The organism is Micromonospora sp. NPDC005237, assembly GCF_040607775.1.
Classification (GTDB): domain Bacteria; phylum Actinomycetota; class Actinomycetes; order Mycobacteriales; family Micromonosporaceae; genus Micromonospora.
Genome location: NZ_JBEXHJ010000001.1, coordinates 577113 through 598572 on the forward strand (window position 1 = coordinate 577113; position 21460 = coordinate 598572).

Sequence of the window (21460 nt, forward strand, 5' to 3'; positions counted from 1 at the left end):
GCAGGGCTCGTCGTCGTTCACATTCGTCGTCAACTCAGGGTTGACGGGGAGAGGGCGTCAACCTATGGTTGACGCATGACCGAGCCTTTCCAGATGAACAACCAAGTCAAGCTCGACGACCTGATCCAGGCGATCAAGAAGGCGCACACCGACGCGCTCGACCAGCTCACCGACGCGGTGATCGCCGCCGATCACCTCGGTGAGGTCGCCGACCACCTGATCGGGCACTTCGTCGATCAGGCCCGGCGCTCCGGCGCCTCCTGGACCGACATCGGCCGCAGCATGGGGGTCAGCAAGCAGGCCGCGCAGAAGCGCTTCGTCGCGAAGGGCTCCACCGAGGCGGCGGCGCTCGACCCGAACGCCGGCTTCGCCCGGTTCACCCCCCGGGCCCGCAACGTGGTGGTGGCCTCGCAGGAGGAGGCCCGTGCCAGCGGTAACGCCGAGATCGGCCCCGAGCACCTGGTGCTGGGCCTGCTGGCCGAGCCGGACGGTCTTGCCGCCAGGGTGATGGCTGGTCGGGGCGCCACCCCCGAGGCGGTGCGGGAGGCGGTCGGTGCCGTCCTCCCACCGCGGGCGGAGCAGGTTCCGGAACTCATCCCGTACGACGCGCGCGGCAAGAAGGCGTTGGAGCTGACCTTCCGGGAGGCGCTGCGCCTCGGGCACAACTACATCGGCACCGAGCACATCCTGCTCGCCCTGCTGGAGCAGGAGGACGGCGCCGGCGTGCTCACCAACCTCGGCCTGGACAAGGCGGCGGTCGAGGCCGACCTGTCCGCCGCCCTCGCCGCCGCCGTCGGTAAGAAGTGAGAACCCGGGGTCAGGACGCCTCGGGGAAGCCGTAACGCAGGGCGTGCTCCGGATCGGTCGGGTCGATCTGGCGTACGCCCGCGTCGGCGAGTCGCTTGTTGACCTCGTCGAGCTGCTCGCGGACCAGTCGGGCCTCCTCCTCGGTGACCCGGCCCCGGTGCGGCCTGCCGGCGTGCTCCAGCGTGCCGTAGTCGATCTTCTCGACGCTCTTGCGGGCCTTGGGCGGGCGGACCCGCTCGGCCGTCTTCAGCAACTGCGCCATCGGGACGTCGGTGGCCATCGCGTCGAACTCGCTGGCGGTGAGGACCACCCGTCGAGGCTCCCCGCCGCCGTGCCGGTCGTGGATCTCCACCACCGCCACGTCCAACGCGGCGTCGTCGATGCTCTCCACCTCGCCCGGGGTGGCGTCGAGCTGCACGGGCCCGGCGACCAGGTCCGGGTGCTCCAGGACGACGACACGAACCACCTCGTCGTCCTGCTGCAGAACGGTGCCGGTGAAGTCGGAGACCTGGATCGTCTTCTTGCCCATGCGCGGAGCTTCTCCTGTCGTAGGCCGGGGTGCCGGACCTGGAAGAAATTACCCGACAGGTGTGCGAATACCGCCGCTGGTCCTCCTGCGGTGTGTCGTCCCCAACCACCGGCAGAGGCCGCCCTTCGGCGCAGTCCGGGCCCGGCCGGCGCCTCAGCGGGTGTTGAGGCCGTGCCGGCTGGAGCTGCCGGCCGGCAGCTTGTTCAGTTTCGCCCAGGACAGGGCGCCCGTCGTGCGGGTCACCCGGTAGCGCGGTTGGGCCGGAGGGGCTCCGGCGGCCTCCGCTGCTCGCCAGAGTCGCGTGGGGTCCTGGTGGAAGCGGTCGTTCGGCTGAATCGGCATGACCATACCGTCCCAAAGAAAGGTGTCCATGTATGGAAATACCTATGACGGTCGATCTCGCTACCCGGTTCCCGCATCTCGGGCAGCACGGCGCCCGGCGCATTCGTGACCCCGGGCCATCCGGCCCCGACGGGAAGGCCCGCCCGGTCGGGCCGCTGCGCGTACGGTGATCCACGACGTGTCCGGCGACGGGAGGTACGCATGCTCAACCGGCTGCTGCAGCTGCACCTGGCCTCCTGGCTCGGCCAGTGGCCGGCCGGCCCGGGGCTGCACGTGGTCGCCTCGCATCGCCGGCTCCAGCCGGCCTGGGACGGCCGGCTGCGTCCGGCCCTCGCCGTCGACACCGGTCGGAGCGCGGTGCTCTCCGTCGCGCCGGACCGGGTGGCGGCGATCCGGGCGTTGGTCAAGCGCGCTCCGGAGCGCATGCTCGCGGCACTGCCGGAGGCCGTCGGACTGCCCACCTTCTGTGTGCACGACGGCCCGTTCCGCTGGAGTCTCTCTCCCGCGCCACTGCCCGACGTGGGGGAGTGGACCGAGTCGACCGCACCCGGCCTGCCGCCCTGGCTCCGGCTGTTCGACCGGCCGGTGCTCGTGGTCCGCGACGCCGACGGCGCCTACCTCGCCGGCGCCGGGATAAAACGTCACGACGCGTACGGGCACGAACTGGCCATCGGCACCGCGCCAGCGGCTCGGGGTAGGGGCCTCGCGCGTCGGCTGGTGGCGCAGGCGGCACGGCGGGTCCTGGACGAGGGCGCGGTGCCGACGTACCTGCACGAGAAGGACAACCACGCCTCGGCCCGGGTCGCGGAGGCGGCGGGCTTCCCGGACCGGGGCTGGCGGGCGTACGGGGTCTATCCGCGGTGAGACGGGCAGCCGTCGGGCGCCGGTCTCAGTGCGCGGACCGTGGATCCCGGGCCGGATCCACGGTCCGCAACCTGCCCCCAGGCCCCGGTTCTCGGGCGATCGGCCGCGTCGCTGACGGGTCGATCCGATGTCGATCACGCTACGTATCGAATCTGCCCGGTGCAAGGTGCGAGCTGTTGGGTCGGAGTGTCGAATAGCGGACTTGACCTGCGGCGGAGCCGGGTCGCGGGTGTGAACCGGTCAGTGACGCAGCGTGCGGATGAGGTCGAGCACCTGTCGGGTCACCGGGCGGAGCACCCGCAGCCGCGACAACGCGACCAGCCGGTCGATCAGCGGCACCACGCCGTCGATCAACTGCCGGGTTTTGACCTGACCGGGTGACCGGTCGTGCACCCAGTAGAGGACGACGCCCATGTACGCCAGCCAGAGCAGCTCGGGCAGCTGCGGGCGCAACTCCGCGTCGACCTTGGCGGTCGAGCCGGTCAGCACCTCGGCGAACAGGTCGATCGCCGCCTGCCGGGGGCCGGACGACTCGGCGGAGAAGGGACTGAGCGGAGAGGTCGGCTCGGCCGCGGTCTTGAAGAAGGTCGCCGCGAACGCGTGTGACGGGGTCAGCACGTCGATCCCGGCATGCAGCACCCCGGCCAGCCGATCGGCGAACGCCTCCTTCCGGTCGAGCACCGGTTGGGCCTTCGCCCGGTGCTCGACCTGGGACTGGGCGTAGAACTCCTGGATCAGGTGGTCCTTCGAGCCGAAGTAGTAGTAGGCGTTGCCCACCGCGACGCCGGCTTCCTGCGCGATCGCCCGCATCGTGGTCTGGGCGTAGCCGCGCTCGCGGAACAGTCGCATCGCGGTGTCCCGGATCAGCTGCCGGGTCTGCTCGCCCCGGGCGGTCGCAGGTTCACCCGCAGTGGTCGTCGGCGCAGGTTGCTCGGTCATCGGGGTCACGGTATCCCGCCGGTTCGTCCATCGGCTCGGCCCACGGATCGCGAACCCGCTCCCGGATCGCGGAGGCGGTCGCCACCACCTGCCGGGCCAGCGGCAGCAGATGCGGCCGGGACAGCCGCTCGGCCGCCGACCGGTGGTCGGCTAACGCCCAGAGGCAGGCGAACCAGGCGCCGTCGCCCGCGTACACCTCGCCGGTGTTGGCCACGACGGTCAGGTCACGCAGCGTCGCGTCGTGGTCCAGGCCGGGGAAGCGCCGCCGGGCCTCGGTCGAGCCGGCCGGCACGAACTCCAGGGGTACGAGCTGGGCGCGGGACGCGAGCCACCGGCGGGCGGCCCGGCAGATCGGGCAGTTCGCGTCGAACAGGACGGTGAACCCCCGGACCCCACCGCCGGAGAACGCGGTGGGATCCGGAGGCCCGGCGGGCCCGCCGACCGGTCCGGCGGTCATCGGGTCACGGGGTTGGTCCCCGGCCCGTCGGCGCCGGGCTGCGCCGCGCGGGGCTGTGCGGGGCCCGGCTGTGGTCCCACCGGCTGTGGTCCGGTCGGCTGGGGTCCGGTCGGGTAGGGCCCGACCGGCTGCGCTCCGACCGGGTAGGGCCCGGTCGGGTGTGCGCCGTGCGGTGCGGGCGGCATGGGGAGCCGGCCGATCGGTGCGATGGGCGGGTGCGTGGCGAGCTGGCGGAGTCGGTTGCGCCGGTAGCGGCCCAGCGCGAAGACGTTGAAGAAGTGCAGCGCGCCGAGCACCAGCAGCACCAGGCCGATCTTGAGGGACAGCTCCTCCATGGCCTCACTTGTGGTGAGCACCGGGTCGGGATGCTTCATGGCCACCGTGACGTAGCCGAGGTTGAGCAGATAGAAGCCGACCACCAGGAGGCTGTTGACCGCTCGGGCGAGTCGTTCGTCGGCGAACACCTCCTCCAGGAAGACCTGCCCGTTGCGGGACAGCGCCCGCGCCACCCAGATGGTCAGGCCGACGCTGACCGCGAGGTAGATCACGTACATCCAGACCTTGATGTCCATGTGGACGCCTTCCTTGAACGTGTTCAACTACCGACGACGTCAGCCTAGAGCGGGTATTGAACATGTTCAAGAAGTGGCGATCAGTGACTGTGGACACTGTGGCGCGGCGCTGAGCGCGCCGTCCGGTCGAGCCCTGGAGCCCGACCGGACGGCGTCGAGGCTCAGTGAGCCAGGCCGAGGGCCTCGGCCGCCGCGCGGCCGTTGGCGTGGCTCGCGCCGTAGGTGGTGACGAAGGCGCGTACGCCCACTGGGCGCCACTGGGCCGGCCAGCCCATCTCCACCACGGTCACCGGGTGCTGGGCCGCCAGGTCGGCGATCAGTTCCGGGCCGCCGGACAGCCGGTGCAGGTGCCGTCCGACCAGCACGATGGGACGATCCCCGGCCAACCCGCGCAGCGTGGCCGGGTCGGTCTCGCTGGCGATCACCCGGATCTCCCGCGTGCCGTCGAGGTGCGGGCCGAGGCCCCACGGCACCCGTCCCTCGGCGATGGTGGACTCGGTGTGCAACTGCACCACCAGCGGCTCATCCAGGCCGGTGAGCACCCCCTCCACCTGCACCGCCCGGCGTGCCACCGCGTACCCCAGATCGGAGTCTGCGGCGGTCGGTGACCCGCCGGCGGCCCGGGTCCAGGCGGCGAGCGCGGCGGCGCGGCCGGCCGCCTCCTCGACCCGGGCGATCGGCAGCCGACCGTCGGCGGTCGCCTCGACGATCTCGGCGGCCACCCGCTCGACCAGCGCGGCGTCGACCTTCGCGCCGATGCAGAGCAGGTCGGCGCCGGCCGACAGGGCCCGGACCGCGGCCGGCCCGACACCTCCGGCGGCCACCGCGGCCCCCTTCATCTCCAGCGCGTCGGTGATCACCGTGCCGGTAAAGCCGTACTCGGTACGCAGCAGGTCGACCAGGACGGCCCGGCTGAAGGTGGCCGGGTCGTCACCGGTCAGCGCCGGCACCCGGATGTGCGCGGTCATCACGGCACGTGCCCCGGCGGCGACGACCGCAGCGAACGGCGGCAGGTCCCGCTGGCGCAGCAACTCCAGCGGTACGTCCACAGTGGGGAGTTCGTGGTGGGAATCGGTGCTGGTGGCGCCGTGGCCGGGGAAGTGCTTGGCGCAGGCCGCGACGCCGGCGGACTGCAGGCCGTTCACGGCGGCGGCCGAGTGGGCGGCCACCCGGACGGGGTCGGCGCCGAAGGAGCGGGTGCCGATCACCGGGTTGTCGTCGGCGGTGTTCACGTCGACGGTGGGGGCGAGGTTGACGGTGATGCCGAGCGCGGCCAGTTCGGCGCCGATCGACTGGTAGACCTGTCGGGTCAGCGCCACGTCGCCGACCGCGCCGAGTGCGGCGTTGCCGGGGTACGGGCTGCCGGTGGCATGTGCCAGCCGGGTCACGTCGCCACCCTCCTCGTCGATGGCGATCAGCACGTCCGCCCGGCCGGCGCGCAGCGCGGCGGTGCCCGCCGCCACCTGCGCGGGGTCGTGCACGTTCGTGCCGAACAGGGTGTGCCCGGCCAGCCCGTCGGCCACCAGGTCGACCGCCCAGTCCGGCGGGACCGGTCCCGGGTACGCGGCGAGCAGCGTGCCCAGCGCGAGCCGGCGCAGTCCTGGATCGAGCCCCACGTGATCTCCCCCTTCGGTCCCCCGGGCACGAACGTCGTACCCGCGGTGGTCGTCGCCCTGCCGGGTCGGCCGAGCACTCTGCCTCGGGGTGGCCGTTACGCTACGGCTACCCGTTCGCAGGTCGGTTTACAGTTAGCAAAGTTTACTAAAACTAGAGGACGTGGCATGAGTGCGACCCGGCTGCCCGGCACCCCCCGCCTGTTGCGGGCGCTCAACGACCGCGCGGCGTTGGAACTGCTCCTGGAGCGTGGACCGCTCACCCGGGCCCGGCTCGGCGAGCTGACCGGGCTGTCCAAGGTCACCGCCTCGCAACTCGTCGAGCGGCTGGAGGAGCGCGGCCTGGTCAGCCGGGTCGGCGAGCAGGCCGGCGGGCGAGGGCCGAACGCCCAGCTCTATGCGGTGCGTCCGAGCAGCGCCCACGTCGTCGGGGTGGACGTCGGGCCGGACCGCGTGGTGGCCGCCTGCGCCGACATCACCGGCGCCGTCATCGGCCGCGTGGAGCAGTCGACGCGGGACACCGACGATCCGGTGGGCGTGGTGCACAACGCCGTGGTGCAGGCCGCCAGCAGCGCTCAGGCGCAGCTCAGCAGCGTCCGCCGGATCGTGCTCGGCACGCCGGGCCTGGTCGATCCGCACACCGGCGACATCACCTTCGCCTTCAACCTGCCGCGCTGGCACAGCGGTCTGCTCGCCGCGCTGCGCGACGACCTGCACACGCCTGTGGTCTTCGAGAACGACGTCAACCTGGCCGCGGTGGCCGAGGCGCAGTCCGGCGCGGCACAGGGCGTGGCCGACTTCGTCCTCGTCTGGGTGGGCGCCGGCGTCGGCCTGGCGATCATGCTGGGTGGTCGCCTGCACCACGGCAGCAGCGGCGCGGCCGGCGAGATCGGCTACCTGCCGGTGCCCGGAGCGCCGATCCCGCGCGACGTCTCGCGGCGTGCCAAGCCGGCCTTCCAGCAGGTGATCGGCGGCGACTCGGTCCGCGCGGTGGCCCGCGAGCACGGCTACCCGGACACCGACGCCGCCGAGGCCGTCCGCGCGGCCGTCGCCGACGGCGCTGCGGGCGGCCCGATGCTCGACGAGCTGGCCCGTCGGCTCGCGCTCGGCGTGGCCAGCACCTGCGTGGTGCTCGACCCGCCGTTGGTCGTGCTGGCCGGCGAGGTTGGCCAGGCCGGCGGGGCAGCGCTCGCCGACCGGGTGCAGCGGGAGGTCGCGGCGATCACCCTGGTCCGGCCACGGGTGGTGCCCACCGGCCTCACCGAGGAGCCGATCCTGCGCGGCGCGCTGCGCACCGCCTTGGACGCCGTCCGCGACGAGGTGTTCGGCTCCACCGTCGGCTGAGCCCGCTGGGGCGGTCATGTGAAGGAATATTTCACCGCAGCCCGTCGAGCTGCAAGCTCTTGCCGGCTATCGCCGGGCCACCGTGCGGCGAGCCGCCGGGTCACCCGGCGCGGTACGGGTGACCCGGCCCGCCCTCTCAGATCAGGTCGCGGCGACGGAACACGGCGAACGCCGCCATGGTCAACCCGCCGGTGATCACGAGCAGCACCACCAGCGCGGGCCCCCAGGTCAGGCTGTAGAAGCCCTCGCAGTAGCCGTTCCCGCTGTCGCCCCGACAGCGCTGCGCGTCCCAGAAACGGACCTCGCCGGTGAGCCACGCCCCGATGTGGCTGGAGAGCATCAGCTGGTCCGGCCGTCGGGCATCGACGATCTCCAGCACCAGCCGGGCGCCCAGCTCCCAGACCACCGCGTACGCGGCCGCCGCGCCGAGCGCCGCCGAGGTGTGCCGGCCCAGCGTCGCGATGGCGAAGCCCACTGCGGTGGCCAACAGCACCAGCACCAGGCCGCGGCCGTGGACGGCGCCCAGCGAGCGCCAGAAGTCACCGCTGAGCTGGCCGGCCAGCCCGGCGGTCTGCCCGATCACCCAGAAGGTGGCCAGGTAGGCCAGGGAGGCCGCCACGGCCAGCGCCAACACCGTGCCGAGCAGGGTGCCCAGCTTCGCGCCGAGCACCGTCAGCCGGCGCGGTCGCCACAGCAGCAGGTTCACCACCCCACCGGAGTTCAGGTCCGCCCCGATGTACGAGGCGCCCACCAGAAACCCGAACAGCACCAGGAACGCGATGAGGAAGTACAGCAGCGGGCGGGCCTGCTGGGCGAAGCTGAACACCCCGGGCAGGTAGTCGGCCGCGATCGGCAACCGGTCCTGCCGGATGGGGTCCAGCTCCGAGCAGTCGTCCGGGAAGTAGTCGCCCATGTCGTCGGGCGAACTCCCGGCGTCCTGCCGGGCCAGGCACTGCTGGTGGGTGACCTCCATGTTCCGCCGCGCCTCGATGGCCTGCGCCCGCGCCGAGCTGAGCTCGTCGGCGCTCGGCCGGTGCGAGCCGGCCAGGGTGGTCGCCGCGGTGACGGCGAACGCCAGCGCCAGCAGGACGACCATGAGCTGCACGAAGCGGCGCGCGAACAGCCGCTCCAACTCGGCCCGGACCAGGTTCACGCGTCCACTCCCCGTACGTCGAGATCGATCATGGCGCCGTCGGCGCCGGACGGCGGCGCCCAGTCGTCGACCTGGCGGGGCACCGACGGATGCTCGCCGGCGCCGGTCAGCTCCAGGAAGACGCTCTCCAGATCGGGCCGGAGCGGCGTCAGCTCGCCCACCCACAGCCCCTGCTCGCCCAGCACCCGGCTGATGACCGTCGGATCGGTCGCCCCGCTCACCACCAGCGCGTCACCCTCGACGGCAGCCGTCAGCTCCGCCGCGTGCAGCAGCTCGGCGGCACGGACCGGCTCGGCCACCCGGACCAGGAACTCGTGCCGGTCGTGACCCGCCAGCACCTCGTCCACCCGGCCGGCCGCCACCCGCTGCCCGCGCGAGATGATCGTGACGTGGTCGCAGATCAGTTGGATCTCGCCCAGGATGTGGCTGGACACCAGGACGGTCACCCCGGCCGCCGCGAGCGACCGCATCAGGTCGCGCATCTCGCGGATGCCCGCCGGGTCGAGGCCGTTCGCCGGCTCGTCCAGGATGAGCAGCTGCGGATCCTTCAGCAGGGCGGACGCCACCGCGAGGCGCTGCTTCATGCCCAGCGAGTAACCCTTCACCCGCTCGTCGCCGCGGTCGCGCAGGCCCACCAGCTCCAGTGCCTCGTCCACGCGGGAGATCGACACCCCACCGGCGCGCGCCAGCAGCCGCAGCGTGCGGCGCCCGGTGAAGTTGCCGAAGAACTGCGGACTCTCCACGATCGCGCCGACCCGACCGGCCACCCGGGGCAGCAGCTCGGGCGACGGCTCGCCGAACACCGTCATCCGCCCGCCGTCGGCCCGCACCAGCCCGAGCAGGGCGCGCAGCGTGGTCGTCTTGCCGGAGCCGTTGGGCCCCAGGAAGCCGTGGATCTGCCCGGCCTCGACCAGCAGGTCGAACCCGTCGACCGCCACCCTTCTGCCGTGGCGCACGCTGCGGAAGGTCTTGCGCAGACCCTCGATCTCGATGACCGCGCTCATCCGCGCGGCTTCGTACGTCGATCGGGCATGGGTCGTCCTCCGGCTGTGGTGATCAACGACACGGTGCCTCACCCTATGGCCGGGGCGCCGCCCATGGGGGGCGCCCCGGCGCTGCGTGGTTGGATGGTCGGGTGACTGGTGACCTGATCCCCGGCGCTGCCGGCGCCGCGCCTGCCGCCGCACCCGTGGACCCGGATCTGGTGGTCAGCCTCGACAGCGTCGGCGTACGCCGCTCCGGCACCGCCCTGCTGCAGGACCTGACCTGGCGGGTCGAGCTGGACGAGCGCTGGGTGGTGCTCGGCCCCAACGGCGCGGGCAAGACCACCCTGCTCAACCTGGCCGCCGGCCGGCTGCACCCCACCACCGGCGTCGCGCACGTGCTCGGTGAGCGCATCGGCCGCACCGACGTCAACGAGCTGCGTACCCGCATCGGGCTCTCCACCGCCGCGCTCGCCGAGCGGGTGCCCGCCGACGAACAGGTCAGCGACGTGGTGGTGACCGCCGCCTGGTCGGTGGTCGGGCGCTGGCGGGAGAGCTACGACCGCGGCGACGAGGCGCGTGCCCGGGCGTTGCTCAGCCAGCTCGGCGTCGGCAACCTCGCCGAGCGCCGCTACGGCACCCTCTCCGAGGGCGAACGCAAGCGCGTCCAGATCGCCCGGGCACTCATGACCGATCCGGAGCTGCTGCTGCTCGACGAGCCCACCGCCGGGCTCGACCTGGGTGGCCGCGAGGACCTGGTCACCCGGCTGGCCGAGCTGGCGTACGACCCGGACGCCCCCGCCATGGTGCTCGTCACCCACCACGTTGAGGAGATCCCGCCCGGGTTCACCCACGCGCTGCTGCTGCGCGAGGGCGCCGTCGTCGCCCAGGGTCTGCTCGCCGAGACGGTGACCGGCGACAACCTCTCCAAGACCTTCGGTCTGCCGCTGGTGGTCGAGCGGTCCGGCGACCGCTACACCGCGCGCGCCGCCTGAGCGGGTGACCGTGTCGCAGACCCGGGTGGTGGTGGTCGGCAGCGCCAACATGGACCTGGTCGCGATGGCGCCGTCACTGCCCCGACCGGGCGAGACCATGCTCGGCACCGAATTCGTGATGGTGCCCGGTGGCAAGGGCGCCAACCAGGCCATCGCCGCGGTCCGGGCCGGCGCCTCCTGCGCCTTCCTGGGCGCGATCGGCTCCGACGCGTTCGGCGTGACGCTGCGGGCCCGGATCACGGCGGCCGGCGTGGACACCGGCCACCTGCGGGTGGTCTACGGCACCTCCGGTGTGGCGCTCGTGATGGTCAACGCGCAGGGGGAGAACGCCATCCTGGTCACCCCCGGCGCGAACGACGCGCTGGTCGGCCTCACCGACGAGGAACTGGCGACGGTACGCGGGGCGGACGTCCTGGTCGCCCAGCTGGAGATCCCGGTGCAGACGGTGACCGCCGCCGCGCTGGCCGCCCAGGCCGCCGGCACCCGGGTGATCCTCAACGCCGCACCGGCCCGGGACCTCCCACCGGAGCTGCTCGGGGCGGTGGACCTGCTGGTCGTCAACGAGGGCGAGGCGCAGGCGTTCACCGGTCGGGGCCGCGAGGAGCCTCGCGCGCTGCTCGACCTGGTGCCCCGCGCCGTTCTCACCCTCGGTGACGCGGGCGCCTGGTACGTCGACCGCGACGGCGCCGAGGTGCACGTGCCCGCGGTCCGGGTCGACGTGGTCGACTCCACAGCGGCCGGCGACGCGTTCACGGCCGCGCTGGCGGTCGGCTGGGGCGAGGGGCGGGACGTCGTCGACGCGGTGCGCTGGGCGGCGGCGGCCGGCGCGGCCTGCGTACGCAAGCTCGGCGCCTCGGTGGCACTGCCGCAACGCGCCGAGATCGACGCGCTGTACGCGCCGGGCTGACCCGTCGTCGAGCACCGCGATGTCGACGCGCCCGGCCACGTCACGCCGGCCGGCCGGCTCCCGTCCGGAAGGCCCGCCGGTACGCCGACGGTGACGTCAGCATGATCCGCCCGAAGTGGTGGCGGTAGGTGACCGGGGTGTCGAAGCCCACCGCGCCGGCGATCTGCTCGATCGGGGCTTCGGTCTCCTCCAGCAGCGCCAGACTGGCCCGGACCCGCTGGTCGATGAGCCACCGGATCGGGCTGGTCCCGGTGGCTCGGGTGAAGTGCCGCAGATAGGTGCGCGGTGACATGTGTGCCCGCCCGGCGAGCCGGGCGATGCTCAGCGGCTCGGCGAGGTGCGCGAGCGCCCACTCGATGCTGGCGGCGATCCGGTCGTCGCCCGGGTCGGCGGTCACCGGCGCCTCGACGAACTGGGCCTGTCCGCCGTCGCGGTGCGGAGGGATCACCAACCGGCGGGCGACCGCGTTGGCGATAGCCGCGCCATGGTCACGCCGCACCACGTGCACGCTGAGATCGAGTCCGGCGGCACTGCCGGCGCTGGTGAGCAGGTCGCCGTCATCGAGGTAGAGCACGTCCGGGTCCACCTCGACGCGCGGGTACCGCCGTGCCAGCAGCTCCGCGTACCGCCAGTGGGTGGTGGCCCGCCGCCCGTCCAGCAGCCCGGCGCCGGCCAGCGCGAACGCGCCCGAGCAGATTGACATGATCCGGGCACCGCGTGCGTGCGCCGTCCGCAGCGCGGCGACCAGCGCGGGCGACGGGTCGGCGGTCACGTCCGGCACGCCGGGCACGATCACCGTCCGCGCCGCCGCCAGCTCCGCCAGGCCGTACGGGGTGTGCAGGCTGACTCCGCCGACCACCGGGACCGGCCCCGGCTTCTCGGCGCAGATCACCAGGTCGTACCAGTCGACGTCGAACTCGGGGCGGGGCAGCCCGAACACCTCGGTGACGATGCCGGTCTCGAACACCGACATTCCCGGGTACGCGAGCACGGCGACGCGGTGACCGACGGCCGGCTGTCGCGGCGTCGGCAGCCGGCGCGCACTGTTCGGCATGGCGGGATGTTAGCGCAGGACGTCGTTCCCGCCACTCGTCCCGGCCGCCGGGCACGGCCACGATCAGTGTCATGACCTTCACCTTCGCCGTCCCGCCAGCCGCTCCGGACGCCGCAGCCGCCCACTTTCTCGCCCGACTCAGCGTCCAGACCGATGTCAGTGACGTGCACGCCGACCTGGCCGCCCGTACCCCCGGGCTCGCTGTGGTCGACTCCCGGGGGGTGACCGGCTGGGCGCAGGGGCACCTGCCGGGAGCGGTGCACCTGCCCACCGCCGAGATCGCCGCCCGGGCGCCTGGCCTGATCCCCACGGGTACGGCGGTGGTCACCTACTGCTGGGGGCCGGGCTGCAACGGGGCGACCCGGGCGGCGCTGGAGTTCGCCCGGCTCGGTATTTCGGTCAAGGAGATGCTCGGCGGGTTCGAGTACTGGGTACGGGAGGGGCTGCCGGTGGAGACGGAGACCGGGGTGACCCGACGTCCCGTCGACGATCTGACCGCACCGAGGGCGACGATCACCTGCGACTGCTGATCCGGCTACCGGCCTGCCCCGACCGGGCGTGGGTTCAGCCGGCGGGTTCGTCGCTGAGCTTCTCGCCGCGTCGCCGCAGCATGCCGAGGCCGGGGATGCCCGCCACGGCGAGCTTGAGGTCACGGGTGACGTCCAACAGGTCGTGCAGGTCGGGCCCGACCCGGTCCAGCGTCGCGAGGATGGGCAGGATGTCGGCGGTCAGGTGCTCCTTGAGCTTGGGCAACTCGTCGATCAGGTGGATCGCCGCGGTGATCTCCTCGTGGCTCAGCTCCTCGACGAACCTCCCGGTCATCGGCGCGGCCCGCCGCAGCGCCGGCTCGTACGCCGCCAGCAACTCCGCCGCCGTGGTCGCCGCCTGCGCGGCGGTGCCCACGGTGACCGCGGCGCTGCCGGCCACCGCCTCGGCCTCGGTGACCACCGTGCCGGCGACGTGCGCGACCTTCTCGGCCTCGGTGACCAGCACGGCGGCGGCCGTCGCCACCTCGCTGGCGGTGTCGATGGCGGTGGTCGCGGCGGCGCTGATCACCGCGACCTCGCGGACCGCCGCCTCGGCGTCGGTGAGCACCGCATCGGTCCGGTCCAGGGTCGTCTCGATCCGATCCACCACGCCGTTGATCCTGGCCAGCAGCGCTTCCACCCCGTCGAGCACCGCGAACGCGCGGGCGGGCACGGCGGCGAACGAGGCTGCCGAGCCGAGCGCCTGGTCGAGGGCGGAGCGGGTCAGGCCGACCACGGCGGTCGGTGTGGGGAGGGGAATCGCCATGGGACCAAGTGTGCGTCGGCCCCGCCACAACCGCTCGCGGGCGACCGTCGGCACGGCCTGCGGCGGTAGGGTGCCGGCATGTCGGCCCCCTCGCCGCACCACCCGCCGAGCACCCGGGCGGCCGTCCTGCTCGCCGTGCTCGCGGCGATGGCCGCCGCGCTCGGCACGGCGGTGCTGGTCCGCGCGGACGCCGGCCTCTCCGTGCGGCAGGTCACCGTCGGCGGCGTGTCGATGACCGAGGTACGCGCCGGCCCGCCGACACCTGACGCGCGGCGGCCCGGCGTGGTGATCGCGCACGGATTCGCCGGCTCGGCGCGGCTGATGCGCCCGATCGCCGACACCGTGGCCCGCCGGGGAGCGGTGGCGCTGCTGTTCGACTTCGCCGGGCACGGCGCGAATCCGGCCCGACTCGGCCCCGACATGCCACCCGCGACGCTCGCCGCCGACCTGGACGCCGCGGTCGGATACCTGCGCGCCCAGCCGGATGTGGACCCGGCCCAGATCATGCTGGTGGGACACTCGATGGGCGCGGGCGCGGTGACCCGGTACGCGGCCGGGCACCCGGAGATCGCCCGGACCGTGGCGATCTCGCTGCCCGACGCCGGCGAACTGCCTCCGGGCCAACCGGCGGAGCTGCTGCTCATCGTCGGCGGCGCGGAGTTTCCCGCGTTCCGGCGCGCGGCCGACGACGCCGTGCGGCGCGGGGCGGCGGTGGGCCGACGGCCAGCGGTGGTGGTGCCCGGTGTGGAGCACATCTCGGTGCTCTTCGCCCCGCGTACCCACGAGGAGATCGCCGACTGGCTGCCCAGCGTCGACGGGGCCGCGTCGCCCCGACCGCTCGTCCGGCTCGCCGGGGCGGGGCTGCTGGTGTTCGCGTTCGCCGTCGGCGTCGTCCCGTTGGCGGCCCTGCTCCTGGGCCGGCGGGCCGGCGGGGGAACGGCGGCGGCGGGAGGCGGGGCGCCGCTGCGTGGTCTCGCCCTGCTCGGGCTGGCCGTCCTCGCGAGCGGTCTCGCGGCGGCCGTCGCGGCCGTCCTGCCGACCAACCGTCTCCCGCTCGCGGTCGGCGGTTACGTCACGGGCTTCCTGCTGGTCAGCGGGGTACTGGTGGGCGGTGGCCAACGCTGGCTGCCCGCCGCGACGCGAGCGCCCGGCGTGGCCGTCGACGAGACCGGTCGTCGTACGCCGGCACGGACCGCGGTCGCGGCGCTGGCGCTGACGGCGTACGCGATTCTCGCCGTGGCACTGCCGATCCACCTCGGACTGACCTCGGCGCTGCCGGTCGGTGCCCGCTGGTGGCTGCTCCCGGTCGTGATCGCCGCGTGCCTGCTGTTCCTGCTGGGCGTCGAGCAGGTCGCGGCCGGCCGGACCTGGCGTCGCCTGCTGGTCGTCGCGGTCACCGTGCTCGTGTTGAGCACGTCGGCGGTGCTCGGCCCGGCACCCGGGTTCGTGCTGCTGGTGGTGCCGTTGTTCGCCGTGCTGCTCGGCTGGCACGTGCTGTGGGCGGCGGTGCTGCGCCGGTACGCGACCCCGCGCTGGCTGCCGGCCCTCGTGGGCGCCGTCCTGGTGGGCTGGCCGATCGCCACCACCCTGCCGTTGCGCTGACCAGATGCTCCGCCCGGCGGGGGGTCTAGCGGCCGGCGCGGGCGACGCGCAGCGCCCACCAGATCAGTGGCACCTGCATCGGCACCCGGCCGTAGGCGATGGCCCGTTTCGACGGCCGCCGGTGCCGCCAGTCCACCGCCATCTTCACGTTGGCCGGCAGCACGGCGACGAACAGCGCGGCGGCGGCCCGACCGCCGGCCCGTCGGGTGGCGGGGTGCGCCACCGCCGCCGCCACCGTCAGCTCGGCGATCCCGCTGGCGTACGTCCAGAAGCGGGCCGGCCCGGGCAGCGCACGCGGCACGATCGGGTCGTAGAAGCCGGGGCGCAGCAGGTGGGTGACGCCGGCCGTGGCGAGCAGCCCGGCGAGCGCGACGGCCTCGCCGCGACGGGTGGTCATCGATGGTCCCCCTGCTGTTCGACGGCGCGTTGCACGGCCCGGTAGATCTGCCCGAACCGTAGCGCGTCCGGCGTGCGCAGCAGCATGTGCTCCTGACCGTGGTGCTGCACCCACAGCTCGTGCACGTGGCTGCCGCGCTCGTACGAGCGGTCCAGCCAGCCGAGGGGAATCTCCAGGAACGGGGCCAGTGCCAGCGCCCCCACCGCACAGGCGGCCAGGATGATCAGCGCCAGCTGCCAGTTGCCCCGATCCTGCGCCGACCAGGCCAGCGAGACGACGCAGACCAGCGCGACGAGGGGCGGCAGCGACAGCAGCAGGACCAGCACACCGCGACCCAGCACCCGGCCGCGTACGGCGAGGGTCTTCTGCCCTCGTTCGTGCCAGACGAACGTCACGTCGGGCAGGGCGATCACCTGACCGCCCGCCCGGATCGACTCGGAGGTCACCTGCACCGCGTCGTCCCGGTAATAGAGGGTCATCACTAAGCCTAACCACCGACAGGCAACCCGCGCGCCTGCGCGGCGGCGACAACGGCCGCGACCCCGAACGAGATCTTGGACAGTTTCCGTCAACGGTTGACGGAAAGTGTCCAAGATCTGCGAAGGGAGGCGGGCTAGCGGCGGGCGGCGGGTTGGGTGTGCTCCATCGCGCGCTGCACCGCCCGGTAGATCTGCCCGAAGCGCAGCGCGTCGCCGGTGTGCAGCAACCGCACCGGCTGCCCCCGCCAGCGGGCCCAGATCTCCATCTGCCGGCTGCCCCTGGCGTACGAGCGGTCCAGGTGTTCGAAGAGGAAGTCGGCGACCGGGCCGACGGCCAGCCCGACCAGCACCGAGGCACCGACGATCGCGATCGTCACGGTGGGGGAGCGGTGCAGCCAGACGGCCAGGCCGATGCCGAGCACGGCCGCGACCAGCGGGCCGGCCAGCGCGGCGCCGAGCGCGCCTCGCCCGACCAGCACCCGCCAGGAGCGGCTGCCCCGGCGGTGCCAGACCATGGTGATCTCGGCCAGCGAGTAGCTGCGGCCGTCGACCTGGACGGCGGTGGAGGTGACCTGCACCGACCTGTCGTCGTAATACGTGATCATGGCTGGACTCCCGCCCGCGGGGCTGACACCACACTACTTACCCCAACGAGCCGGGTCGTAAGGTTGGCACGCGACTTCGACGAGGAAGTGAGGGCAGCGTGGGCGAGTTCGTTCGGCTGGAGACCACTGACGGCATCGGCACCATCCGGCTGGAGCGGCCGCCGATGAACGCGCTCAACACCCAGGTGCAGGAGGAGTTGCGCGCCGCCGCCACGGCGGCCACCGCCGACCCCGAGGTCCGTGCCGTCATCGTGTACGGCGGGGAGAAGGTCTTCGCCGCGGGCGCGGACATCAAGCAGATGGCCGAGATGTCCTACGTGGACATGGCCGACCGGGCGGCTGCCCTGTCCAGTGCCCTCGGCGCGATCGCGCGGATCCCCAAGCCGGTGGTCGCCGCGATCACCGGGTACGCCCTCGGCGGGGGCTGCGAGCTGGCGCTGGCCTGCGACTGGCGGGTCGTGGCCGAGGACGCCAAGCTCGGCCAGCCGGAGATCAAGCTGGGCATCATCCCCGGTGCGGGCGGCACCCAGCGGCTGGCCCGCCTGGTCGGGCCGGCGCGGGCGAAGGATCTGATCATGTCCGGGCGGATGGTGGACGCCCAGGAGGCGCTGCGGATCGGCCTGGCCGACCGGGTCGCCCCGGCCGCCGAGGTGTACGACGCGGCGGTCGCGCTCATCACGCCGTACCTCAATGGGCCGGTGCAGGCGCTGCGCGCGGCGAAGCTGGCGGTCGACGGCGGCCTGGACATGGACCTGAACTCCGGCCTGGCCTGGGAGAGTCAGCTCTTCGCGGCGCTGTTCGCGACCGACGACCGGCGCGAGGGCATGGCGGCGTTCGTCGAGAAGCGCAAGCCGGACTTCACCGGCCGCTGACGATTAGCCGAGAACGGTTCACATTGCTCCTACCGGCCAGTAGCGTGGGGCCTCGGTCATGAGCGACGAAGGGGAGCGGCGAATGACGGAGCGGATCGAGGGTCACGGCGGAGAGCTGGCCCTCGCGGCACTACGCGCGCACGGCGTACGGGAAATGTTCACGCTGTCCGGCGGGCACGTCTTCCCGCTGTACGACGCCGCGCACAAGGCCGACTTCCCGATCTACGACGTCCGGCACGAGCAGTCCGCGGTCTTCGCCGCCGAGGCGGTGGCCAAGCTCCAGCGCCGTCCCGGCCTCGCCGTGCTCACCGCCGGCCCCGGTGTCACCAACGGCATCTCGGGCATGACCAGCGCCTTCTTCAACGCGTCCCCGGTGCTGGTGCTCGGTGGCCGGGCACCCGCCTTCCGGTGGGGCTCGGGCAGCCTCCAGGAGATGGACCACCTGCCGCTGGTCGCCCCGGTCACCAAGCACGCCGAGACGGTGTTCAGCACCGACGACATCCCGCGTGCGGTGGGTGCCGCCCTCACCGCCGCGCTCACCCCGCACCGGGGCCCGGTCTTCCTGGACTTCCCGCTGGAGACGGTTTTCTCGGTCGCCGAGACCGACCTGCCCGCGCCGTCCGGCGTCGACGCCGTCGAGCCGGACCCGGACGAGGTCAGCCGGGCCGCGACGCTGATCGCCGGCGCGCAGCGGCCGGTCATCATCGCCGGCTCGGACGTGTACGCGGGCGACGCGGTGGCGGCCCTGCGCGAGGCCGCCGAGGCGTTGCAGGTGCCCGTCTTCACCAACGGGATGGGCCGCGGCTCCCTGCCCCCGGAGCACCCCCTCGCCTTCGCCAAGGCCCGCCGCGCCGCGCTCTCCGGCGCCGACGTCGTCGTGGTGGTCGGTACGCCGCTGGACTTCCGGCTCAGCTTCGGCGACTTCGGCGACGCCAAGGTCGTGCACATCGTCGACGCGCCCAGTCAGCGCGCCACGCACGTGCAGCCGGCCGTCGCCCCCGCCGGTGACCTGCGCCTGATCCTCTCCGCGCTGGCCGACCACGCCGGTGACCGGGCCGACCACAGCGGCTGGATCGCCGACCTGCGCACCGCCGAGGACGCCGCCCGCGCCCGCGACGCCGCCGAGATGGCCGCCGAGACCGACCCGATCCGACCGGCCCGCGTCTACGGCGAGCTGCGCCGGGTGCTCGCCAGCGACGCGATCACCATCGGTGACGGCGGCGACTTCGTCTCGTACGCCGGTCGGTACCTGGAGCCGGCCCAGCCCGGCACCTGGCTGGACCCGGGCCCGTACGGCTGCCTGGGCACTGGCATGGGCTACGCGATGGGCGCCCGGGTCAGCCACCCGGACCGGCAGATCTGCGTGCTGATGGGCGACGGCGCGGCCGGGTTCTCGCTGATGGACGTCGAGTCGCTGGTCCGGCAGAAGCTGCCGGTCGTGATCGTCGTCGGCAACAACGGCATCTGGGGGCTGGAGAAGCACCCGATGCGGGCCATGTACGGCTACGACGTCGCCGCCGACCTCCAGCCCGAGCTGCGCTACGACACGGTGGTCAGCGCGCTGGGCGGCGCGGGGGAGACGGTCACGAAGGCCGCCGACCTTCAGCCGGCCCTGCAGCGGGCGTTCGACGCCGGAGTGCCGTACCTCGTCAACGTGCTCACCGACCCGACCGACGCGTACCCCCGCTCGTCGAACCTGGCCTGAGTCGCACCCGCCGCCGTCGCCCCTCGCGGGCGGCGGCGGTGCGGCGTCTTCCCGCAGTTAAATACGCGGAATGTCAGCGTCGGTCGACGTAACGTCAGCGCGGGAACGGCGGGATGTCAGACCTGTCGCCCATGGTGGTGTCATCACCCGCAGACGACAGGAGTTGCGATGGACCACGCGATCCGCGCCGAGGGTCTGGTGCGGCGTTTCGGCGCCACCACCGCCCTCGCCGGAGTTGACCTGGCAGTACCGACAGGGACGGTCTTCGGTCTGCTCGGGCCGAACGGCGCCGGCAAGACCACTGCGGTACGGGTCCTCGCCACCCTGCTGCGCGCCGACGAGGGACATGCCACGGTGGGCGGCTTCGACGTGGTCCGCGACGCCCACCGTGTGCGTCAGCTGATCGGCCTCACCGGCCAGTACGCCTCGGTCGACGAGACCCTGACCGGCGCGGAGAATCTGCTGCTGATCGGGCGGTTGCTCGGTCTCAGCCGGGCCGACGCCAAGCGGCGGGCCCGGCAACTGCTCGACGACTTCGGGCTCAGCGATGCTGCCGATCGGGCCGTGAAGACGTTCTCCGGCGGGATGCGGCGGCGACTGGACCTCGCCGCCAGCCTGGTCGGCCGGCCGCAGGTGCTGTTCCTCGACGAGCCGACCACGGGCCTGGACCCGCGCAGCCGCAACGACCTGTGGGACATCGTCCGCACGTTGGTCGCGGACGGGGTGACGGTGCTGCTCACCACCCAGTATCTGGAGGAGGCCGACCAGCTCGCCGGCGAGATCGCCGTGGTCGACCACGGGCGGGTGATCGCCCAGGGCACGCCGGAGGAGCTGAAGGCGAAGATCGGCGGGCAGACCCTCACCGTGCGCCCGGCCGACGTCGCCGATCTCGGCACCGTGGTCGCCATCGCCGGCGAGGTGGCCGGTGTGACCCCCGAGGTCGCGCAGAGCGCGGTCACCGTCGCGGTGAACGACCCTCGCGTGCTGCCCGTCATGGTGGGCCGCCTCGACGCGGCCGAGATCCCGGTCGCCGAGCTGGCGCTGCGCGGCGCGAGCCTGGACGAGGTCTTCCTCTCCCTCACCGGCCACCGGGCCGAGGACGCCCCGGCCGACACCGACCTGGAAAGGACCCCGGCATGAGCGCCGTGACCCTCAGCCCCGCGCTCGCACCGACCCGTCGACTCAGCGTCGCCGCCGGGCTGCGGCACACCTTCACGCTGGCCTGGCGCAGCCTGGTGCAGATCAAACACAACCCGATGGAGCTGCTCGACCTGAGCATCCAGCCGGTGATGTTCGTGCTGCTGTTCACCTACGTCTTCGGCACGGCCATCGCCGGCTCGTCCGGCGAGTACCTCACCTTCATGCTGCCCGGCATCATGGTGCAGAACGCGCTCTTCGCCACGATGACGACGGGGTTCGGGCTGAACAACGACCTCACCAAGGGGGTCTTCGACCGGCTGCGGGCGCTGCCCATCGCCCGGTGGGCGCCGTTGGCCGGCCGGATCCTCGCCGACACCGTCAAGCAGGCGTGGTCGATCGCGCTGCTGCTCGGCGTCGGGTCGATCCTCGGTTTCCGGGTTGGCAACGGCGTACTCGGCGTGGTGGGGGCGTTCGCGCTGCTGCTGGCGTTCACGCTGGCCGCGTCCTGGATCTCGGTGCTGGTCGGGGTGCTGGTGAGCGAACCGGACAAGGTGCAGATCTTCGGCTTCATGGTGATCTTCCCGCTGACCTTCACCAGCAACATCTTCGTACCGACCGACCGGATGCCGGGCTGGTTGCAGAACTGGGTGGAGGTCAACCCGGTGACCGTGGTGGCCGACGCGCTGCGGGGCCTGCTGGTCGGCGGGCCGGTGGCCGGCCCGGTGCTCCAGACGCTGCTGTGGGGCGCCGGCATCGCGGTGATCTTCGCGCCGCTGGCCGTACGCGGCCTCAGGCGTCGAGTCTGAGT

At 73.1% G+C, this 21460-nt stretch carries 24 protein-coding genes; 11 read left to right on the forward strand and 13 right to left on the reverse strand.

The genetic code is table 11. The annotated features are described in order from the left end of the window. Positions 1–75 precede the first annotated feature (75 nt). Positions 76–807, forward strand: coding sequence for a Clp protease N-terminal domain-containing protein (locus ABZT87_RS02805; protein WP_355133217.1), 732 nt, complete (start codon positions 76–78; stop codon positions 805–807). 10 nt (positions 808–817) lie between these two features. On the opposite strand, the gene ABZT87_RS02810 is transcribed toward ABZT87_RS02805, so the two are convergent. Then, positions 818–1336 carry a hypothetical protein gene (locus tag ABZT87_RS02810; RefSeq protein WP_354855189.1) on the reverse strand — a complete coding sequence of 173 codons (519 nt, stop codon included), beginning with the start codon at positions 1334–1336 and terminating at the stop codon, positions 818–820. Between the two features lie 153 nt (positions 1337–1489). Beyond that, positions 1490–1678 (reverse strand): DNA repair protein, encoded by a 189-nt coding sequence (locus ABZT87_RS02815; protein WP_355133219.1) that lies wholly within the window; start codon positions 1676–1678, stop codon positions 1490–1492. A 201-nt stretch (positions 1679–1879) separates the two neighbouring features. Here ABZT87_RS02815 and ABZT87_RS02820 point away from each other — a divergent pair, with 201 nt between their 5' ends. Next, the gene (locus ABZT87_RS02820; RefSeq protein ID WP_355133221.1) at positions 1880–2542 is read left to right on the forward strand and encodes a GNAT family N-acetyltransferase; all 663 of its coding nucleotides are present in this window, start codon (positions 1880–1882) and stop codon (positions 2540–2542) included. 240 nt (positions 2543–2782) lie between these two features. On the opposite strand, the gene ABZT87_RS02825 is transcribed toward ABZT87_RS02820, so the two are convergent. From ABZT87_RS02825 to ABZT87_RS02840, 4 genes are all read right to left on the reverse strand, one after another. Beyond that, positions 2783–3481: a TetR family transcriptional regulator gene (locus tag ABZT87_RS02825; protein WP_354855192.1), complete on the reverse strand. Its 699-nt coding sequence runs from the start codon at positions 3479–3481 to the stop codon at positions 2783–2785. Next, a complete protein-coding gene (locus ABZT87_RS02830) occupies positions 3444–3938 on the reverse strand; it encodes a DCC1-like thiol-disulfide oxidoreductase family protein (RefSeq protein WP_355133223.1) in 495 nt (164 codons plus the stop codon). Before ABZT87_RS02830 ends, ABZT87_RS02825 begins: the two co-directional genes overlap by 38 nt. Then, positions 3935–4537 (reverse strand): hypothetical protein, encoded by a 603-nt coding sequence (locus tag ABZT87_RS02835; RefSeq protein WP_355133225.1) that lies wholly within the window; start codon positions 4535–4537, stop codon positions 3935–3937. Before ABZT87_RS02835 ends, ABZT87_RS02830 begins: the two co-directional genes overlap by 4 nt. 134 nt (positions 4538–4671) lie before the next feature. Further along, a complete protein-coding gene (locus tag ABZT87_RS02840; protein WP_355133227.1) occupies positions 4672–6126 on the reverse strand; it encodes a glycoside hydrolase family 3 N-terminal domain-containing protein in 1455 nt (484 codons plus the stop codon). A gap of 165 nt (positions 6127–6291) precedes the next feature. Between ABZT87_RS02840 and ABZT87_RS02845 the strand changes: the two genes are divergently transcribed. Continuing rightward, positions 6292–7467 (forward strand): ROK family transcriptional regulator, encoded by a 1176-nt coding sequence (locus ABZT87_RS02845; RefSeq protein WP_354855196.1) that lies wholly within the window; start codon positions 6292–6294, stop codon positions 7465–7467. A gap of 136 nt (positions 7468–7603) precedes the next feature. On the opposite strand, the gene ABZT87_RS02850 is transcribed toward ABZT87_RS02845, so the two are convergent. Continuing rightward, on the reverse strand, positions 7604–8620 hold the full coding sequence (locus ABZT87_RS02850; RefSeq protein ID WP_355133229.1) for an ABC transporter permease subunit: 1017 nt from the start codon (positions 8618–8620) through the stop codon (positions 7604–7606). Continuing rightward, a complete protein-coding gene (locus tag ABZT87_RS02855) occupies positions 8617–9624 on the reverse strand; it encodes an ATP-binding cassette domain-containing protein (protein WP_355133231.1) in 1008 nt (335 codons plus the stop codon). Before ABZT87_RS02855 ends, ABZT87_RS02850 begins: the two co-directional genes overlap by 4 nt. A 131-nt stretch (positions 9625–9755) precedes the next feature. Between ABZT87_RS02855 and ABZT87_RS02860 the strand changes: the two genes are divergently transcribed. Beyond that, a complete protein-coding gene (locus tag ABZT87_RS02860; RefSeq protein WP_234581363.1) occupies positions 9756–10598 on the forward strand; it encodes an ABC transporter ATP-binding protein in 843 nt (280 codons plus the stop codon). Between the two features lie 10 nt (positions 10599–10608). Further along, positions 10609–11505 carry a ribokinase gene (locus ABZT87_RS02865; protein ID WP_355066961.1) on the forward strand — a complete coding sequence of 299 codons (897 nt, stop codon included), beginning with the start codon at positions 10609–10611 and terminating at the stop codon, positions 11503–11505. A 40-nt stretch (positions 11506–11545) separates the two neighbouring features. On the opposite strand, the gene ftrA is transcribed toward ABZT87_RS02865, so the two are convergent. Further along, positions 11546–12559, reverse strand: a complete 1014-nt coding sequence (ftrA, locus tag ABZT87_RS02870) for a transcriptional regulator FtrA (RefSeq protein WP_355133233.1) — start codon at positions 12557–12559, stop codon at positions 11546–11548. Between the two features lie 71 nt (positions 12560–12630). On the opposite strand from ftrA, the gene ABZT87_RS02875 reads away from it, so the two are divergent. Next, positions 12631–13089: a rhodanese-like domain-containing protein gene (locus ABZT87_RS02875; protein WP_355133235.1), complete on the forward strand. Its 459-nt coding sequence runs from the start codon at positions 12631–12633 to the stop codon at positions 13087–13089. 34 nt (positions 13090–13123) lie between these two features. On the opposite strand, the gene ABZT87_RS02880 is transcribed toward ABZT87_RS02875, so the two are convergent. Further along, positions 13124–13852, reverse strand: a complete 729-nt coding sequence (locus ABZT87_RS02880; protein WP_355133237.1) for a hypothetical protein — start codon at positions 13850–13852, stop codon at positions 13124–13126. A gap of 78 nt (positions 13853–13930) precedes the next feature. Here ABZT87_RS02880 and ABZT87_RS02885 point away from each other — a divergent pair, with 78 nt between their 5' ends. Beyond that, entirely contained in the window at positions 13931–15454 is a 1524-nt protein-coding gene (locus ABZT87_RS02885; protein WP_355133239.1) for an alpha/beta fold hydrolase, read from the forward strand. A gap of 25 nt (positions 15455–15479) precedes the next feature. Here ABZT87_RS02885 and ABZT87_RS02890 read toward each other — a convergent pair whose 3' ends face one another. The 3 genes from ABZT87_RS02890 to ABZT87_RS02900 all read right to left on the reverse strand — a co-directional run bounded on the left by ABZT87_RS02890 (position 15480) and on the right by ABZT87_RS02900 (position 16935). Then, the gene (locus ABZT87_RS02890) at positions 15480–15851 is read right to left on the reverse strand and encodes a hypothetical protein (RefSeq protein WP_354855203.1); all 372 of its coding nucleotides are present in this window, start codon (positions 15849–15851) and stop codon (positions 15480–15482) included. Beyond that, a complete protein-coding gene (locus ABZT87_RS02895) occupies positions 15848–16330 on the reverse strand; it encodes a DUF6232 family protein (RefSeq protein WP_234581355.1) in 483 nt (160 codons plus the stop codon). The genes ABZT87_RS02890 and ABZT87_RS02895 overlap by 4 nt, the downstream gene beginning before the upstream one ends. A gap of 134 nt (positions 16331–16464) precedes the next feature. Continuing rightward, complete coding sequence (locus ABZT87_RS02900) at positions 16465–16935, reverse strand: DUF6232 family protein (protein WP_355133241.1); 471 nt, start codon at positions 16933–16935, stop codon at positions 16465–16467. Positions 16936–17033: 98 nt separating this feature from the next. Here ABZT87_RS02900 and ABZT87_RS02905 point away from each other — a divergent pair, with 98 nt between their 5' ends. The 4 genes from ABZT87_RS02905 (at position 17034) to ABZT87_RS02920 (ending at position 21458) form a co-directional block, all read left to right on the forward strand. Next, a complete protein-coding gene (locus ABZT87_RS02905; protein WP_354855205.1) occupies positions 17034–17807 on the forward strand; it encodes an enoyl-CoA hydratase-related protein in 774 nt (257 codons plus the stop codon). Positions 17808–17889: 82 nt separating this feature from the next. Continuing rightward, entirely contained in the window at positions 17890–19512 is a 1623-nt protein-coding gene (locus tag ABZT87_RS02910; RefSeq protein ID WP_355133243.1) for an acetolactate synthase, read from the forward strand. A gap of 168 nt (positions 19513–19680) precedes the next feature. Continuing rightward, positions 19681–20652, forward strand: coding sequence for an ATP-binding cassette domain-containing protein (locus ABZT87_RS02915; protein WP_354855207.1), 972 nt, complete (start codon positions 19681–19683; stop codon positions 20650–20652). Then, positions 20649–21458, forward strand: a complete 810-nt coding sequence (locus ABZT87_RS02920; RefSeq protein WP_355066968.1) for an ABC transporter permease — start codon at positions 20649–20651, stop codon at positions 21456–21458. The genes ABZT87_RS02915 and ABZT87_RS02920 overlap by 4 nt, the downstream gene beginning before the upstream one ends. Positions 21459–21460 lie beyond the last annotated feature (2 nt).

What these genes read in the sequence shown, in the direction of transcription:
- ABZT87_RS02805 (WP_355133217.1), top strand. Translation starts at nt 76, where the DNA reads ATGACCGAGCCTTTCCAGATGAACAACCAAGTCAAGCTCGACGACCTG.
- ABZT87_RS02810 (WP_354855189.1), bottom strand. Translation starts at nt 1,336, where the DNA reads ATGGGCAAGAAGACGATCCAGGTCTCCGACTTCACCGGCACCGTTCTG.
- ABZT87_RS02815 (WP_355133219.1), bottom strand. Translation starts at nt 1,678, where the DNA reads ATGCCGATTCAGCCGAACGACCGCTTCCACCAGGACCCCACGCGACTC.
- ABZT87_RS02820 (WP_355133221.1), top strand. Translation starts at nt 1,880, where the DNA reads ATGCTCAACCGGCTGCTGCAGCTGCACCTGGCCTCCTGGCTCGGCCAG.
- ABZT87_RS02825 (WP_354855192.1), bottom strand. Translation starts at nt 3,481, where the DNA reads ATGACCGAGCAACCTGCGCCGACGACCACTGCGGGTGAACCTGCGACC.
- ABZT87_RS02830 (WP_355133223.1), bottom strand. Translation starts at nt 3,938, where the DNA reads ATGACCGCCGGACCGGTCGGCGGGCCCGCCGGGCCTCCGGATCCCACC.
- ABZT87_RS02845 (WP_354855196.1), top strand. Translation starts at nt 6,292, where the DNA reads ATGAGTGCGACCCGGCTGCCCGGCACCCCCCGCCTGTTGCGGGCGCTC.
- ABZT87_RS02855 (WP_355133231.1), bottom strand. Translation starts at nt 9,624, where the DNA reads ATGAGCGCGGTCATCGAGATCGAGGGTCTGCGCAAGACCTTCCGCAGC.
- ftrA (WP_355133233.1), bottom strand. Translation starts at nt 12,559, where the DNA reads ATGCCGAACAGTGCGCGCCGGCTGCCGACGCCGCGACAGCCGGCCGTC.
- ABZT87_RS02875 (WP_355133235.1), top strand. Translation starts at nt 12,631, where the DNA reads ATGACCTTCACCTTCGCCGTCCCGCCAGCCGCTCCGGACGCCGCAGCC.
- ABZT87_RS02880 (WP_355133237.1), bottom strand. Translation starts at nt 13,852, where the DNA reads ATGGCGATTCCCCTCCCCACACCGACCGCCGTGGTCGGCCTGACCCGC.
- ABZT87_RS02885 (WP_355133239.1), top strand. Translation starts at nt 13,931, where the DNA reads ATGTCGGCCCCCTCGCCGCACCACCCGCCGAGCACCCGGGCGGCCGTC.
- ABZT87_RS02890 (WP_354855203.1), bottom strand. Translation starts at nt 15,851, where the DNA reads ATGACCACCCGTCGCGGCGAGGCCGTCGCGCTCGCCGGGCTGCTCGCC.
- ABZT87_RS02895 (WP_234581355.1), bottom strand. Translation starts at nt 16,330, where the DNA reads ATGACCCTCTATTACCGGGACGACGCGGTGCAGGTGACCTCCGAGTCG.
- ABZT87_RS02900 (WP_355133241.1), bottom strand. Translation starts at nt 16,935, where the DNA reads ATGATCACGTATTACGACGACAGGTCGGTGCAGGTCACCTCCACCGCC.
- ABZT87_RS02910 (WP_355133243.1), top strand. Translation starts at nt 17,890, where the DNA reads ATGACGGAGCGGATCGAGGGTCACGGCGGAGAGCTGGCCCTCGCGGCA.
- ABZT87_RS02915 (WP_354855207.1), top strand. Translation starts at nt 19,681, where the DNA reads ATGGACCACGCGATCCGCGCCGAGGGTCTGGTGCGGCGTTTCGGCGCC.
- ABZT87_RS02920 (WP_355066968.1), top strand. Translation starts at nt 20,649, where the DNA reads ATGAGCGCCGTGACCCTCAGCCCCGCGCTCGCACCGACCCGTCGACTC.